At 67.0% G+C, this 15,747-nt stretch carries 14 protein-coding genes; 3 read left to right on the top strand and 11 right to left on the bottom strand.

The window, feature by feature from the left end; genetic code table 11:
- Positions 1-187 precede the first annotated feature (187 nt).
- Positions 188-823, bottom strand: a complete 636-nt coding sequence (locus tag FHY04_RS12085) for a TetR/AcrR family transcriptional regulator (RefSeq protein WP_183936580.1) — start codon at positions 821-823, stop codon at positions 188-190.
- A gap of 64 nt (positions 824-887) precedes the next feature.
- On the opposite strand from FHY04_RS12085, the gene FHY04_RS22915 reads away from it, so the two are divergent.
- Positions 888-3,356 carry an alpha/beta fold hydrolase gene (locus tag FHY04_RS22915; RefSeq protein WP_183936579.1) on the top strand — a complete coding sequence of 823 codons (2,469 nt, stop codon included), beginning with the start codon at positions 888-890 and terminating at the stop codon, positions 3,354-3,356.
- A gap of 28 nt (positions 3,357-3,384) precedes the next feature.
- Here FHY04_RS22915 and FHY04_RS12075 read toward each other — a convergent pair whose 3' ends face one another.
- The 9 genes from FHY04_RS12075 to FHY04_RS12035 form a co-directional block, all read right to left on the bottom strand.
- Entirely contained in the window at positions 3,385-5,121 is a 1,737-nt protein-coding gene (locus tag FHY04_RS12075) for a hypothetical protein (RefSeq protein ID WP_183936578.1), read from the bottom strand.
- A gap of 11 nt (positions 5,122-5,132) precedes the next feature.
- On the bottom strand, positions 5,133-6,218 hold the full coding sequence (locus FHY04_RS12070; RefSeq protein ID WP_183936577.1) for a chemotaxis response regulator protein-glutamate methylesterase: 1,086 nt from the start codon (positions 6,216-6,218) through the stop codon (positions 5,133-5,135).
- A gap of 3 nt (positions 6,219-6,221) precedes the next feature.
- On the bottom strand, positions 6,222-7,076 hold the full coding sequence (locus FHY04_RS12065; RefSeq protein WP_409349163.1) for a CheR family methyltransferase: 855 nt from the start codon (positions 7,074-7,076) through the stop codon (positions 6,222-6,224).
- Positions 7,077-7,167: 91 nt separating this feature from the next.
- The gene (locus FHY04_RS12060) at positions 7,168-7,644 is read right to left on the bottom strand and encodes a chemotaxis protein CheW (RefSeq protein ID WP_056408544.1); all 477 of its coding nucleotides are present in this window, start codon (positions 7,642-7,644) and stop codon (positions 7,168-7,170) included.
- Positions 7,645-7,770: 126 nt separating this feature from the next.
- Positions 7,771-8,286: a chemotaxis protein CheW gene (locus tag FHY04_RS12055; RefSeq protein ID WP_183936685.1), complete on the bottom strand. Its 516-nt coding sequence runs from the start codon at positions 8,284-8,286 to the stop codon at positions 7,771-7,773.
- Between the two features lie 2 nt (positions 8,287-8,288).
- The gene (locus tag FHY04_RS12050; RefSeq protein WP_183936575.1) at positions 8,289-10,301 is read right to left on the bottom strand and encodes a chemotaxis protein CheA; all 2,013 of its coding nucleotides are present in this window, start codon (positions 10,299-10,301) and stop codon (positions 8,289-8,291) included.
- The gene (locus FHY04_RS12045; protein WP_031439694.1) at positions 10,298-10,666 is read right to left on the bottom strand and encodes a response regulator; all 369 of its coding nucleotides are present in this window, start codon (positions 10,664-10,666) and stop codon (positions 10,298-10,300) included. Before FHY04_RS12045 ends, FHY04_RS12050 begins: the two co-directional genes overlap by 4 nt.
- Positions 10,663-10,974, bottom strand: coding sequence for a lipid asymmetry maintenance protein MlaB (locus FHY04_RS12040; protein ID WP_167396788.1), 312 nt, complete (start codon positions 10,972-10,974; stop codon positions 10,663-10,665). Before FHY04_RS12040 ends, FHY04_RS12045 begins: the two co-directional genes overlap by 4 nt.
- A gap of 219 nt (positions 10,975-11,193) precedes the next feature.
- Positions 11,194-13,362: a methyl-accepting chemotaxis protein gene (locus tag FHY04_RS12035; RefSeq protein WP_260171476.1), complete on the bottom strand. Its 2,169-nt coding sequence runs from the start codon at positions 13,360-13,362 to the stop codon at positions 11,194-11,196.
- Positions 13,363-13,662: 300 nt separating this feature from the next.
- On the opposite strand from FHY04_RS12035, the gene FHY04_RS12030 reads away from it, so the two are divergent.
- Positions 13,663-13,860: a hypothetical protein gene (locus FHY04_RS12030; RefSeq protein WP_043157026.1), complete on the top strand. Its 198-nt coding sequence runs from the start codon at positions 13,663-13,665 to the stop codon at positions 13,858-13,860.
- A complete protein-coding gene (locus FHY04_RS12025) occupies positions 13,857-14,516 on the top strand; it encodes a UPF0149 family protein (protein ID WP_183936574.1) in 660 nt (219 codons plus the stop codon). The genes FHY04_RS12030 and FHY04_RS12025 overlap by 4 nt, the downstream gene beginning before the upstream one ends.
- A 69-nt stretch (positions 14,517-14,585) precedes the next feature.
- Here FHY04_RS12025 and FHY04_RS12020 read toward each other — a convergent pair whose 3' ends face one another.
- On the bottom strand, positions 14,586-15,698 hold the full coding sequence (locus FHY04_RS12020; RefSeq protein ID WP_183936573.1) for an alkene reductase: 1,113 nt from the start codon (positions 15,696-15,698) through the stop codon (positions 14,586-14,588).
- Positions 15,699-15,747 lie beyond the last annotated feature (49 nt).

Below are 15,747 nucleotides of genomic sequence, written 5' to 3'. Positions count from 1 at the left end.
TGGGCATCTCCGTCCGCCGTGCCGCGGTGTGTAGCGAAGCGCTAAGCGTTCGGAAACCGCGCTTATCGAGCGTGTTGCAGCGATGACGTCGTCGTCACGACCGCCGCGAATGATCAGGTGGCTGATGTGGGCGGTGGCAAAGGGCAGGGGGCCTCCTCAGATCGGGCGTTCCGGTGACATCGCGCCGCTAATCATCACCCCCGCGGCTGACCAGCATCCGGCAGAGTGGCTCGACCGTGCGCACGACCCGCGCCACGGGTTCGTCGCAACCCCGCGCTACCCAGTCGCGCGCCACCGCGAGGAGCCCGTGCATGGCGCCGGCACGGCACAGCGGCTCGATCGAGCCGGGGACATGGGTCGGCACCAGCGTGCCGGCGATCAGGCCGGCGAAGCTGGCCATCGAGCGTTCGAACAGCTCGTCGACCTGCGGGTCGATGCCGGACAATTCTGACAGGAAGACGCGCGCGCTGGCCGGTTCGTCGCGCAGCAGGTCGTAATAGGCGGTCAGCAGCGCGATCAGCCGATCCTGCGGCGTCCCCCCCGCCGCATCGGCCGCCGCGGCGACCCGTTGCGTCACGAACTGCGTGACCTCGCCGAATGTCGCTAGAAGCAGCGCGTCGCTATTGGCGAAGGCTTCGTAGAAATAGCGCGGGGTCAGCCCGGCCGCGCGGCAGACCGCGGTCACCGTCGTGTGCCGATAGCCCTGCTCGCCATACAGCGCGATCGCGGCGCGGATCAGCCGGCTGCGCCGTTCGAGGCGCCGCTCGCTTGCCGATGCACCGCCATAGCGCCGTCCGCCCTGGCTTGCCGCCCTCGATTTCAAGTGATAACTCCTGTTTCCAGATAACGGCGGTTGCTGTCGCACCCTTCTATCGGAGCACTCCGGCATGGCAATTGAGACTGCGTCCATCCCCTCCGGCTCCGGGACCGCGGAAGAGCTCGACATCGTGATCGTCGGTGCGGGTCTGTCGGGGATCGACGCGGGTTATCGCTTCCAGACCGAATGCCCGGGCAAGAGCTACGCGATCCTCGAGGCGCGCGATGCGATCGGCGGCACCTGGGACCTGTTCCGCTATCCCGGCATCCGTTCGGATTCAGACATGTACACGCTCGGCTTCCCCTTCCGCCCCTGGCCGAGCGACCAGGCGATCGCCGGCGGCGACGCGATCCGCGACTATATCGCCGACACGGCGCGCGCATTCGGGATCGATGCGCATATCCGCTTCGGCCGCCGCGTCGTTCGCGCCGCCTGGTCGTCCGCCGATGCGCGCTGGACGGTCGAGATCGAGCGGGACGGCGCGGCGCCCGAGCGGATCGTCTGCCGCTTCCTGTACATGGGCAGCGGCTATTATGATTATGACGCCGGCTTCACGCCGCCCTTCGAGGGGGTCGAGGACTACTCGGGGCAGCTCGTCCATCCGCAGCACTGGCCCGCCGACCTCGACTGGACCGGCAAGCGCGTGGTGGTGATCGGCAGCGGTGCGACTGCGGTGACGCTGGTGCCGTCGCTCGCCGAAAAGGCCGCGCACGTCACGATGCTGCAGCGCTCGCCGACCTATATCGTCTCGCGCCCGTCGCAGGACGGCTTTGCGCGGTGGACGCACCGGGTGCTGCCCAAAAGCATTGCCGACAGCGCGACCAAATGGAAGAGCGTCGGACTCGGCATCGCCACCTACGCCTATGCGCGTAAGCGCCCCGATCACATGAAGGCGCTGATCCTGAAGGGCGTCCGCGCGCAGTTGCCCGAGAATTACGAGGTCGAGCGCGATTTCGAACCGCGCTACGATCCGTGGGACCAGCGCATCTGCCTCGTCCCCGATGCCGACCTGTTCGAGGCGATGCGCGGCGGCAAGGCGGAGATCGTGACCGATCACGTCGCCCGCTTCACACCGACCGGCATCGCGCTTCGATCGGGCCGCGAACTGCGCGCCGATATCGTCGTTACCGCCACGGGCCTCGTCCTGCGCCTGCTGGGCGGCGTCGAGCTCGTCGTCGACGGGCAGGTCGTGAACCCCGCCGACCGGTTGATCTACAAGGGTATGATGGTGAGCGACGTGCCGAACCTGGCGCTTGCCTTCGGCTATACCAATGCATCCTGGACGCTGAAATGCGATCTGTCGGCCCGCTACGCCTGCCGCTTGCTGCGGCACATGGACGCGAACGGCTATGATATGTGCACGCCCACGCACGACGACCCCTCGGTGACACCCGAGCCGATGCTCGGCTTCACCTCGGGTTATGTTCAGCGCGCCAACGCCATCCTGCCACATCAGGGGTCCAAGGCGCCGTGGAAGGTGCATCAGAACTATGCGCTGGATCTCGCCGCGCTCAAATTCGGCAAACTGGAGGACGGGACGATGCGGTTTGACAAGGCGCGCGGTGCCGTCACTCCGGCGCCAGTCGAATCACCGCGCTCTGCCGTTTCGATCGGCGCGGTGACGGCCGCGGCGGCGATCGCAGCAGTCGGCGGTCTTGCGCTGTTCGCCAAGCTGAGCCAGCGGCGGACCGAGCGGATGATACCCGCCGATGGTGCCTTCATCGACGTCGACGGCCGCCGGATGCACTATCTCGACCGCGGCACCGGACCGACAATCGTGATGATCCATGGCCTTGCCGGGCAGATGCGCAACTTCAGCTATGCTCTGCTCGACCGGCTCGCGACCGACTACCGCGTCATCCTGGTCGACCGGCCCGGCTCCGGCTATTCGGCACCCGGCGAGACCGCGAATATCCGCGCGCAAGCCGCCCAGATCGCGCGCTTCATCGCGGCGCTGGAGCTCGAGAAGCCGCTGGTTGTCGGCCATTCGCTCGGCGGCGCAGTCGCGCTCGCGCTGGCGATCGATCACCCGGAAGCGGTCGGTGGCCTCGCGCTGATCGCGCCGCTGACCCAGCCGCAGGATAGCGCGCCGAGCGCGTTCGCGGCTCTCGCGATCGTCTCCCCCGCCGCGCGCAAGGCGGTGGCCTGGACGCTCGCCACACCCGCCGCGATCCTGGCGGGCGAGAAGGGCGCAGCCGCGGCGTTCGCCCCCGAGGCCGTGCCCGCCGATTTCGCGACGCGCGGCGGCGGCGCGCTGGTGTCGCGGCCGGCAAATTTCGAGGCAGCCTCTGCCGATCTCGTCGCTGCCAATGACGACCTGCCCGACATGGTCGCGCGCTATCACGGCCTCTGGCTCCCGATCGCGATCCTCTACGGCCGCGACGACCGGATTCTCGATCCCGAGGTACACGGCGCCCGCTTTGCCGACATGGTGCCGCACGCCGCGCTGACGCTGATCGACGGCGGCCACATGATCCCGGTGACGCGGCCCGACGAAACCGCGGCGTGGATCAGGACTCAGGCCGATCGTCTCGGCTGATCGAACCAGCCGGGGGGGCGCCGCGATCTCAGAACAGACCGTCGCAGTCGTCCGCCTCCTCTGACATCGCAGCGACCTCGGCTTCGGGCTGGTCCTGGGATGGCGAAAAGCGGGTATGCACCTGGCGTTCGCGTGCCATCGTGTAGAGTGCGTTGATCGCTTGAAAAAGCTGCTCACCGGTGGTCGAGATGCTCTGGCTCGCTTCGACCAGCGGCATCGCCAGTGCATCCAGTTTCGCGTTGATGCGCGCCAGCGGCTCGGCAACGGCGGTTTCACAGTCCAGCGTGCTGGTCATCTCCGCGACGATGTCGTGGATCGCACCCGCATCACGGTCGAGGCCGGACATGCCCTGACGCGTGAGCAACGCCCCCGCGCGAATGACCGCGAGCGCTTCGGGCAGCGACCCTGCCGTCGCTTCGTCGCCATCGGGGGGCGAGCCGATCGCGTCGGCGGCGTCGCTCAGCTGTTCAAAGGCGCTGGCGATCGATGCCGAGACAGCCTCCAGGGTGTTGACGGCACAGCGGATCTCGGTCGCGATACGCGCCAGCCCGTCGCCCTCGCGACCCATGCGGAACGAGCGCAGATCGGAATTCCACGCCATGATCCGCACGCCGCTCGTGACCCGGTGGATCGTCGTCAGCCGGTCGCCCAGGCGTCTGACGGTGGCAGAGGCTTCGGATCCCAATTGCGTCGACCGCATGTCGGCGTCGCGCAACTGCGCGGTGACCGCATCGACATCGGCGACGCTCTGCTCAAGCAGCTGCAGGAACGCGCCATCGCTCGTCCGCTCGACGCCGCTCGATTCATGCGGTGCCACCATCGTCGCGACCTGCGTTGCGATCGCGCGGAAATTGCCGCCCAACAGACGCGATTCCTTCTGGAGATCCGCGGCCGCGTCGGCGACCTGTGCCGCGAGCATCGCCATCACCTGGCCTTCGAGCGCGCTGGCGGCAGCCGGATCGCCCGCACGGTTGAGCTCGTCGACCGCCGTACCGAGCAGGCTGCAGGCCTGAGCGACATGTTCGAGCCGCTGCCGGGTGATGTCGCCGATCTGCAACGCGCCGTGCGCCGCAGATAGCTTGCTGCGAATGTCGCGGGCAATCGTCGCGATCGTCTCGGCACGCCGCGCGGCCTCGATCTGGTTCTGCTGGAGTCCGATCGCGTCCGCGGCGAGCTTGTCGGGAACATGCGGGCACAGGCGCGCGCATTCGGACGCCAGCACGCGGTTCACGTCGACGACGCAGGGAACCGTCGATGCGAGCTGCCCGACCTCCTTGCTGATCTCGTGGATTTCGCGTTCGCTGACGTCCAGTTCGGCGACCATCGCGTCGGCGAACTCGGCAAAACCATGCGCGCCAGCGGCCGCGACTTTCAGATACTGGCCGCAGATCTTCAGCAGATCGAGCGTCCGGTCGACCCGCCCGATTTCCGTCTGCACCGTTCCGCTCGCCTGCTGAAGGATGTCGAGCGAATGCTGCCGCGTCCTCTGTCGTGCGGGCAGGCTGGCGAGCTGGTCGGCATTGGCCTGCATCGTCGCAACCGCGCGGTCGGCGGCGTCCCGGTCGAGCGCATTGGTGACGCTTTCGAGGCTGCCGATCAGGTTTCCGACCGTGTCATAGGCCCGTTCCAGCGACCGCCCGGCATCGACGAAGCGCTGGTCGAGCCCGCTCGCCACGCTCTCGAGCTCGGTTGCCAGCACGCTCCACGCCGGCATTTCGTCGCCGTCCCGATCGGACTCGACAGCCTTGTGTTCGACCCGTGTCATCGTCCTAGCCCCTATTGTGCCGTTGCGTGCAAGACGTCGCGGGCGATGTGATGCAACGGGACGACCCGATCGACGCCGCCCAGCGCGATCGCTTCCTTGGGCATGCCGAAGACGATCGACGTCGCCTCGTCCTGCGCGAAGGTGCGGCCGCCCGCCTGTTTCATCTCGAGCATCCCGCGCGCGCCATCGTCGCCCATGCCGGTCATGATGACGCCGATCGCGTTCGTCCCCGCAGCGGTCGCCGCCGAGCGGAACAGGACATCGACCGATGGCCGGTGGCGCGAGACCAGCGGCCCGTCGCGGACCGCGACGAAATAGCGGGTCCCGCGTCGCTCGATCATCATGTGTCTGCCGCCGGGTGCGATCAGGACCGTGCCGGGCAGGACGGGATCGCCGTCCTCGGCTTCCTTGACGGTCACGACGCACAGCGTGTTCAGCCGATTGGCAAAAGCGCGCGTGAAGTTTTCCGGCATGTGCTGGACCACGACGACACCGGGCGTGGTCGCGGGCAGCGCCGTGAGGACCTCGCGCAGGGCCTCGGTTCCCCCGGTCGACGCGCCGAGGCATACCACGCGCTCGGTCGCGCGGTTCATCACGCGACCGCTCGGGGGCGGCAGCACCGCGTCCGCGGTGAGCTTCTGCTCGAGCCGGCCCGGCCGGCTGCCATTGGACGCTCGCAGCGAGACCCGCACGCGCGCCGCCGCCTTGATTACGTCGCGGATCTGGAGATTGTGATCCGCAAGATGCTCGGCGAGCCCGGCACGAGGCTTCACGATGACGTCGACCGCGCCCGCCTCCAATGCCTGCAGCATCGCGTCGGAGCCCTTTTCGGTGACCGACGAGCACATCACCACGGGGAGCGGGCATTGTGCCATCAGCTTCCTCAGGAACGTGATGCCGTCCATGCGCGGCATCTCGACGTCGAGCATCATCACGTCGGGCACTTCGTCCTGGATGCGGCGGGCCGCACTGAACGGGTCGGCGGCGGTGCCCATGACGGTGATCTCTGGATCCTCCTCGAGGATCGCCGCAAGGGCATGCCGCGCGACCGCGGAATCGTCGACGATGAGCACACGGATTTTTCCGGAGACGGCCATGGATCAGCTCCGCTGGAAAACGGTGTGGGCGACGGGCACGAGCGGGAGTTCGTGCCCCGTGATCGATTCCGAATGACCGAGGAACAGGTAGCCACCCGGCGCGAGCCTGCTGACGAGCTTCGAGACGACCTCATGCTGGGTCGGCTTGTCGAAATAGATGAGGACGTTGCGGCAGAAGATCAGGTGCATCGGCTCGCCGACCGGATAGACCTCGTCCATCAGGTTGAGCCGGGCGAACGCGATCGCCCGGCGCAACTCGGGTATCACGCGGACTTCGCGACGCGCCGGATCACGCGATTCCATCAGATATTTGCGCCGCAGCGCCGCCGGAACGGGCTCTGCGAGATCGGCGGGATAGATGCCGCGCCGGGCGATCTCGAGCACCTCGGTGTCCAGATCGGTCGCCAATACGCTGTAAGCGATGCCGCGGCGCGTGGCGGCAAACTGGTCGAGCAGCATCGCGATCGTGTAGGGCTCGGGCCCGGTCGAGCAGGCGACGCTCCAGGCACGGATCGTCCGCAGATAGGTCGCTTCCATGCCGGGAAGTGCCACGTCGCGCAGAAAGTCGAAATGGACCGGCTCGCGGAAGAAATCCGTCTTGTTGGTCGTCACCGCGTTGATCAGGTGGATGCCTTCCTGATCGAGATTATTGTCCGTCAGGACATGGCGACAATAGGCCTCGAGCGTATCGAACCCCAGCGCGCGTTGCCGGCGCCGCAAACGCCCTTCGAGCATCGTCCGCTTGCTCGCCGGCATCCGGATCCCGGCATAGTCGAAGATATAGTCGGCGAGCTGCGCGAACTCGCGCGGGCCGATCTGGTCCGAGGCGCTCGGCGTAGCTTTGACGATCGGGGAGATGAAGGACACGGGAGCCAGCTCCAGAAATGACGAGGGACCGTTCGAGGCGGCACCATGAGGATTGGGTGTCAGGGGGCGCGACGCGACCCCGTCATGCGGCGCTGGCGTGCAGGACGCTGACCTCGGCGCTGGAGAAGATCTGCGCGACATCGACCAGTACGACGAAACCCTCGGTCCGCTTGACCACCCCCGCAATATAGCGCGACGGCCAGCGGACGCCGATATCGGGCGCCGCGCCGATCTGGCCGCGATCGAAGGTGCTGACCTCCAGCACCCGGTCGACGACGAGGCCTAGGACCAGGTTGCGCCCGTCGACGGGGACATCGATCACGAGGATCCGCGTGCTCGGCGTCGGCGCGACTGGCGGCAGGCCGAGGCGTCGCCTCAGATCGATCGTCGTCACGCCCTCGCCGCGCAGATCGGTCAGCCCCAGCAGATAATCGGGGCCGTTCGGAATGTGGAAGGTCTCGGTCCAGTCGAGGATCTCGCGGACCAGCGTGACGGGCACCGCGAAGGTTTCGGCACCCAGCCCGAAGGTCACGGCCTGCAGCTCTCCGGCGACGCTCATGCCGCGCACCCAGCACAGGCTGCGGAGCGGGGGCGTGCCGCACCACCCGCCCGGGACCCGCGGGACCGATCAGTGGCCGTCGCCGAGCATCGTTCGATTGACCCGTACATGTCGGTCCTTCCAGCGTCAGAGGAGTGCCGGCGCGAGCACGGCGGGGGCGGCGCGGCCACCAAGCAGCGGGTCGAAGATCCGCGCGATATTGGCGAGGACGATGACGCCCTGCGGCGTCCGCACCAGCTCGCGGATGAAATCGCGGCGCCAGCGCAGGCCGACCGTGGGCGGGGTCTCGCTAGCATCGCGATGCAGGGTCGCGACCTCGTGCACCTTATCGGTGCGGATGCCGATCTGGGTCGGGACGCCGTCGACGTCGAGCTCGACCACCACGATCCGGCTGTCCATCGTCGATTCCGCCGAGGGCAGGCCGAACGCCAGGCGCAGGTCGGCGATCGGGATGATCTTGCCCCGAAAGTTCGCGACGCTCGCGACCAGCCGGTCCGCACCCGGCACGACCGTTTCGGGCAGCAGGTCCAGGATCTCCCGGACTAGGACTGCCTCGACCGCGAACTTTTCGGCTTGCAGATCGAACGTCAGCACCTCGAGCCGGCCGTCTTCGTCCCACTGGGTTTCCGTCGTGTCTTCCATGGTCATGCAACGGCGCGAAGCCGCTCCTCCTGATACTGGCCCAGCGCGACGAGCTGGACGACGTCGAGGATCAGCGCGACGCCGCCATCGCCGAGGATCGTCGCGCCGGCGAAGGTCGGGACGTTGCAGTGCACCGCCGACATCGGCTTGATCACGGTCTGGTGGCTGCCGATGATCTGGTCGACCACCAGCCCGACCCGCTCGGTGCCGGTCGCGATGATGACTATCTTCTGGTGGACGCTGGGCTTCGTCCCCGTCGCGAACATCTCGCGCAGCCGGACGAACGGAACGAGCCGATCGCGCAGCGTGATGAAGCTGCGCCCGCGCGAACGCAGGTCTTCCTCGAGGCTGAGTTCGATGCATTCCTCAACCACGGCGAGCGGAATGACGTAGCGACCGTCGCCGACCCGGATCAGCAGCCCGTCGATGATCGCGAGCGTCAGCGGGATGCGCAGCGACATCGCCGACCCCTGACCCGATACGCTCGCCACCTCGATCGTGCCGCGCAGGCTCTCGATCGTGCGCTTGACGACGTCCATCCCGACACCGCGGCCCGACAGGCTGGTGATCTGCGGCGCGGTCGAGAAGCCGGGATGGAAGATCATCTGGAGCAACTCCTGGTCGCTCACGATCTGTCCCGGCTGGAGCAGTCCGTGCGCCTCGGCCTTGGCGCGCACGCGCTCGCGGTCGATCCCGTTGCCGTCGTCACGGATCGTGATGACGACCTCGCCGCCTTCCTGACGTGCGGACAGCCGGACCTGCCCGACCTCGGGCTTTCCCGCGGCAAGGCGCCGCTCGGGCGGTTCGATCCCGTGATCGCAGGCGTTGCGGATCAGGTGGATCAGCGGATCGGCGAGCCGTTCGATCACCGTCTTGTCGACTTCGGTCGTCTCGCCGTCGGTCGACAGCTCGATCGTCTTGCCGGTATCGCGCGCGATGTCGTGGACGAGGCGGCGGAAGCGGCCGAACAGCGTGGCGACGGGTACCATGCGCAACACCATCACCGTGTCGCGCAATTCGCTCGCCAGCCGCTCGATCTCCTCGGAGATGGAGCGAAGCGCAACGTCCGTCGCGTTGCTGCCGCTGCTATGCGCGAGCTGCGACAGCCGGCTCTGGACGATGACGAGTTCGCCCACCCGGTCCATCAGCAGGTCGAGGCGTTCGGCGGGTACCCGGACGCTTTCGCCGGTCTTGGGCGCGCCGCGGCCGTTCGGGGTGGTGGCCGGGTCGCGATCCTGCACCGGTGGCATCGTGTCGACCCGTGCGGGCGGGAGCGCAGACGGCGTCGTCCCCGCGCCAGGCGGCGGCGCGGTATCCTCCACGTCGTCGCACGACGTGTCGCCGATCGCCTCGATCTGAAGATCCAGGTCGTCGAGCACGAAGATGAAGACATCCTCGAGGTCATCCCGCGACACCGCGCCGCGCACTTCGATATCCCAGCCGATATGGCATTCGGTCGGCACCAGCTCGGCAAGCGGCGGCACCTGGTCGGTCCGCGCGACGATCCGGCAGTCGCCGAGCGTGCGCAATTCATCGAGCAGCGCGAGCGGGTTGATGCCATTCTGCATCGCTTCGGGGGGCAGGCGGAGCGACAGCCGCCACCCCTGCACGACGGGCGGTGCCTCCGGCGTCGGCGCGGGCGCGCCGTCGAGCGCCGCCTGCAGCTTCGCCAGGATCGCGTCGCCTTCCGCCTTGCGGTCGGTCGCGTCGCCCTCGATCAGCGCGCGCATGTGGTCCTGCGCGGACAGGATGACCGCGATCAGCTGCGGCGTGGCGGGGGTCAGGTTCTTGCGGACGCGGTCGAAGGCGGTTTCGCAGTGATGCGTGAAGCTGGCCAGCGCGTCGAAGCCGAACATCGCGCCCGAGCCCTTGAGCGTGTGCAGTCCGCGGAACACCGCGTCGATCAGCTCGTGATCGTCCAGCCGGTGACCCAGATCGAGCAAGCCCTGCTCGACCTGTTCGAGGACTTCACCCGCCTCGACGCGGAATGCGGCGACGGGGTCGTTCTGGCTCACCGTCCGAGGACCTTGCGCACGACCCGGATCAGCTGTTCGGGGACGAACGGCTTGACCAGCCAGCCGGTCGCGCCGGCGGCCTTGGCCTGCTGCTTCATCGCATCCTCGGATTCAGTGGTGAGGAACAGGATCGGGGTACCGCATTGCGCGGGGTTCTTGCGCAGCGCGCGGATCATCGACAGCCCGTCCATGTTGGGCATGTTGAGATCGGTGATGATCATGTCGAAGCGGCTGCCGCTGGCCTTGCTCAGGCCCTGCGCGCCGTCGGCGGCCTCGCTGACGGTGTAGCCAGCCCCGGTCAGCGCCATGCGGATGGCGACGCGTATGCTGGTGGAATCATCGACGATAAGGATGGATGCGCTCATCGCGGCAGGTCTCCGTGAAACCAGAAATTCTGATCGGCTGATGGGATATCGGTGAGGAAGCCCGCGCGCCCGAGCAGCGCCGCCAGCGCGTCGTGCACCGGCTGTGCGAGGCGCAGGGACTTGCCGTCGCGTTCGGCCTGACGGCGCGCCGCGCAGACGAGCTGCAACAGGCTGACATCGGCTTCGACAACGGCGGAGAGATCGAGTTCGATCGCGTCATGCTGCTCAAGCTGCGACGCGAGGTCCGCAGCGAACGGCACCACCGAGCTGGTCGTGACGGTGGCCGGTACAAGGATGATTTGCGCCATGCGTTCCCCCATTCTCTCCGACCGGCAGCTTCGCGCGGCCGGGTCCGCTGGTTCATTATAGACGGCGGCCAAGAGGTCCGTTCCGGACCCATCGCTTATTTTCGATCAGGTCGTCATTGACGCCGCAAGGCGACCGCGCCCGACGGCGCGATCGCCTCACCACAGCGTCAGCGATTGCGTCTGATTACCGGCTAGGCCGCCCGCCTGCGCAATCCGCGCTCAGGCCGCCTGCGCGCCGAAAGCATCGTCGTCGGCGTCGGTGCCACCCTTGATTAGATCAAGCGCGAAGCCGTTCACGCGGGCCTGCTGGTCGGCGATAGAATTGGGCTTCGGCCGCTTGGCCTTGGCGCTTGGCCGGGCGGCGATTGGGCTGCGCGCGCTCACTTTGCGCTGCACGGTCGGGGCCGGCCGCCGATGGCCAAGGTCCGCGCCGCCGCCGGTCCGGAAATAGGCGATGCTGGCCTGGAGTTCCTCGGCCTGCGAGGCCAGTTCTTCCGACGTCGCGGTGATCTGTTCGGACGCACCGGCATTCTGCTGGCTGATCAGGTCGAGCTGCTGAATCGCCTCGTTGATCTGTGCCGCGCCGATATCCTGTTCGCGGCATGCCGCGCTGATCTCGGCGACGAGTTCGGCGGTGCGGCTGATGTCGGGCACCAGCTTGGTCAACATGTCGCCGGCTTCGGTCGCCGCGGCGACGGTCTGCGAGGACACCGATCCGATTTCTGCCGCTGCGACCTGACTACGCTCGGCGAGCTTGCGCACTTCCGATGCGACGACGGCAAAGCCGCGGCCATGTTCGCCCGCGCGCGCAGCCTCGACCGCGGCGTTCAGCGCGAGCAGATCGGTCTGCCGGGCAATCTCCTGGACGATGCCGATCTTCTCGGCGATCGTCCGCATCGCGTTGACCGCGCGCTGGACCGCGATGCCGCTGAGTTCGGCGTCCTTGGCGGACTGGCGGGCGATCTTTTCGGTCTGCGCGGCATTGTCCGCGCTCTGCTTGATGTTGGCGGCAATCTCTTCCATCGCCGAAGACGCTTCTTCGGCAGCCGCCGCCTGCTCGGTCGCGCCTTGCGAGACCTGCTCGGAACTTGCCGACAGCTCCTGGCTTCCGGCCGAGACGTTGTCGGCGGCGCCGCTGGCCTTGCCGACGACGTTGCGCAATTGCTCGATCATCCGCACCAGCGCCTGGCCAAGGACATCCTTGTCGGACATGGGCTGGTGCGACACGGCCAGATCGCCATCGGCAATCTTGTCGGCCAGATCGGCGCTCACCCGAAGATTGTCGACCATCCGCACGATCGCCTGTCCAAGCGTATCCTGGTCGGACAATGGCTGATGCGCAAAGCTCAGATCACCGTCGGCGATCTTGTCGGCGAGACTGGCGCTTACCCGCAGATTGTCGACCAGCGCGTTGATCGAATCCTTCATGCGGCGGTGGTCGCCCTGGCAGGGGATCTCGACCATCTCGCGCAGGTCGCCGACGCTGGCGAGGTTAAGGACGCGATTGCCCTCCTCGATCGGCAGCAGCGTCGCGTCGAGCATCGCGTTGATCCCGCAGACCAGTCCGGCGAAATCCCCGACGAAGCGCGTCTCGTCACCGCGCTGGCCGAGCTCGCCCGCCGTCGATGCCTTGATCAGCCGCTCCACCTCGCCAACGATATCGCGCAGGTTGCGCCGAAGTGTCTCGATGGTGTCGTTGATGAAGGCTTTCTTGCCGGGAAAGGCTTCGAGCGGCGCGTCGAAATTGCCTTCGCCAAACGCCTTGATGCAGGCCATCGCCTTCTTCTTCACGGCGATATGGTTGCCGACCATGGTGTTGACGCCGCGTGCCATGGTGCCGAAGTCACCCTTGAACCGGTCGGCCGCGACGATGACGTCGATGTCGCCCTTGTCGTGCTCGGAGGACATGTGGTTCAGTTCGCTGATCAGGCCCTGCAGATTTGTGCGCAGCGTCTCGATCGTTTCGTTGATGAACGCCTTCTTGCCGGGGAAACGCTCTAGCGGGGCGGCGAAATTACCCTCGCTGAATTCCCTGACGCAGGCCATCGCGGTTCTTTTGACCGCGATGTGGCTGCCGACCAGAAGGTTGAGCCGCTTCGCCATGACCGCGAACGTTCCGTGAAACTCGTCGACCGGCAGGATGGCGTCGATATCGCCCTTGTCATGCGCAGCGCTCCAGTCGTCGATCCGGGCGCTCAACTGGCCAACCGGGCGCAGCGCGCGATCGAGCATCTGGTTGATCGCGCACAGCACCGTCTGGGTCTGGCCGTTGGCGAGCGAAGTATTCGCCCGCTGTGAAAAGTCACCATCGGCAAACATGCTCTCGAGGCGCGCCAATTCGGACGTGAGGACGTCTGACGAGACGCCGCCGAGGATCTTTGCCAACATCAACGGATTCCTTTGTGCTGCATCATGTAAATCAATAGCTCAAACAACATGGCCGCGATTTGCCGCCGTCTGAATCTCACATGTCACGCCGATCTGGCCGCCGAGCGCGGAATCGGGGGACCGCCCATCAAGGTCAGCTTGATTATAGAGTGGTCAGGGCAGGGACGGTTTGGAGCGCACGACAATTTTCGCGATTGCGATCCGGTGCGCCGGGAGGCTGCCACCCGCACGTCGATGCGTGCCGGATCATGGACGTGGTCTGCGCCTGTAAATCCTGACCGGTTCTGCTAGTGGACGGCGATGCTCAAAATACGAACCAAGCGCCAGGGGATGGTAACGGCGCGCGCGCTCGATCGCCTCGTGGCCGTCGAGGCCTCGGTGAATGCTCTCGGCGACGAGGATCTGCTCGACCTTGCGGACATTTTCGCTGCGGGCGAGGCGACCCCGCTGCGCGAGATGGCGCAGGCCGAGATGCGCCGCCGCGCGCTCAGCCTGTGAAGCGATTCCCTTCACGCTTCCGGCGCCTCGATGGCGCGCTCGCCGATCTCGCTGTCGAGGAACCGATGTTGCTCACCGAGCTCGACGGCTTCCTCACCGGGCTGCTGATCTCCCCGGAGGCGATCGCGCCGAGCGAGTGGATGACCGTGATCTGGGGAAGCGAGTCCGACGGCACGCCGCCCTTCGAGGATCCGCTCGACGTGCAATGGTTCGCCGATGCGGTGGCGGCGCGACGTGATGAGATCGCGCGCGACCTTGCCCGCGGCAAGCTTCAGCCGATCTGCGACGTCGACGAGCGTGATGGCGAAGTTTTGTGGGAATATTGGATCGACGGCCTGACCGATGCAGTTGCGCTCCGCCCCGAGGCCTGGAACGCGCTGGCCGACGACCCCGCAAAGGCGGCCCCGTGGGCGCAGCTGGCAACGCTGATCGCGGTCGCGGGCAATGCAAGCGACCTCGACAGCGTTGAGATCAACGCGCTTCAGGACCGGGCGCCGGCCGAACTGACCGGAGCCGTTCAGCGCCTGTACGCAGCGCAGGGGAGCGTCGCCGGCCCGTCGTCACCCGACGCATCAACGGCGACCGCACCGAAAGTCGGCCGCAACGATCCTTGCCCTTGCGGGTCGGGGAAAAAGCAAAAGCGCTGCTGTGGCTGATCGGGGACGAGGGCGGCACGATGTGTGCCGGCCCCGCGTCCCCTCGGCCAACTCAGACGCTCTGCCGTATTACGAGAGCTCGATCTTCCCGTTCATGCCGGGCCAGTCCGAATAGCCGACGGCGCCGCCGCCATACCAATATTGCTTCGGCGCCTCGGCCAGCGGTGCACCGGTGCGCAGCCGGTCGACGAGATCGGGATTGGCGAGGAAGGGGCGACCAAAGCTGAACAGGTCGGCATTGCCTTCCGCCAGCGTCTGCTCGGCAAGCGCCAGCGTGTACTGGTTGTTGGCGATGTACGCGCCCGAGAAGCGTTTGCGCAGCGCCTGGAAGTCGACGCCGTCCGGCACGTCGCGCGTCTGCTGGGTCACGCCTTCGATATCATGGATGTACAGCAGCCCGATCTCCGACAGGGCATCGACGAACGTGTCGAAGGTCCGCCCGACCTGGCTGTCGAGCGGCGTCTTGCCCGGCTCGGTCGTGGCGGGCGAGATGCGGATCCCGACGCGGTTTGCACCCCAGACATTGACGACGGCGCGAACGACGTCGAGCGGGAAGCGCAGCCGGTTCTCGATCGAGCCGCCATAGACGTCGCTGCGCTGGTTGGTGCTGTCGCGGATGAACTGTTCGAGCAGATAGTTGTTCGCGGCATGGACCTCGACGCCGTCAAAGCCGGCGGCCTTCGCCTGTTCGGCAGCGCGGCGGTAATCCTCGACGATCGCGGGGATCTCGTCCGTCTCCAGCGCGCGCGGGGTGACGAAATCCTTCATCCCGTCGTTCGTGAAGGCCTGGCCCTCCGCCTTGATCGCGGACGGCGCGACGGGGAGGGCACCGTCGTGGAGATCGGGATGCGAGATGCGGCCGGTGTGCCACAGCTGGAGGAAGATCGCCCCGCCACGCCGATGGACGGCCTCGACGATCGGCGTCCATGCGGCGGCCTGCGCGTCCGACCAGATGCCGGGCGTCATCGCATAGCCGCGCGCCTGCGACGAGATGTTGGTCGCTTCGCTGATGATGAGGCCGGCATCGGCACGCTGCGCATAATAGTCGGCGGCAAAGTCGGGCGGGACACCGTCGTCGTTCGAGCGGCTGCGCGTCAGCGGCGCCATGACGATACGGTTCTGCAGTCGCAGATCGCCGATCGTGACGGGCTGAAGGACGGGGCTGTCGGTCTGGTCGGACATGATATGGTCTTCCGTTGGCGTGGGGAGAAGGGGGGCCGCAAGCTGTAAC

It is taken from the genome of Sphingomonas sp. BK481 (assembly GCF_014194875.1).
Classification (GTDB): domain Bacteria; phylum Pseudomonadota; class Alphaproteobacteria; order Sphingomonadales; family Sphingomonadaceae; genus Sphingomonas; species Sphingomonas aerolata.
Note: the sequence above shows the minus strand (reverse complement) of the source record. Positions and strands in the feature narration are given on the sequence as shown.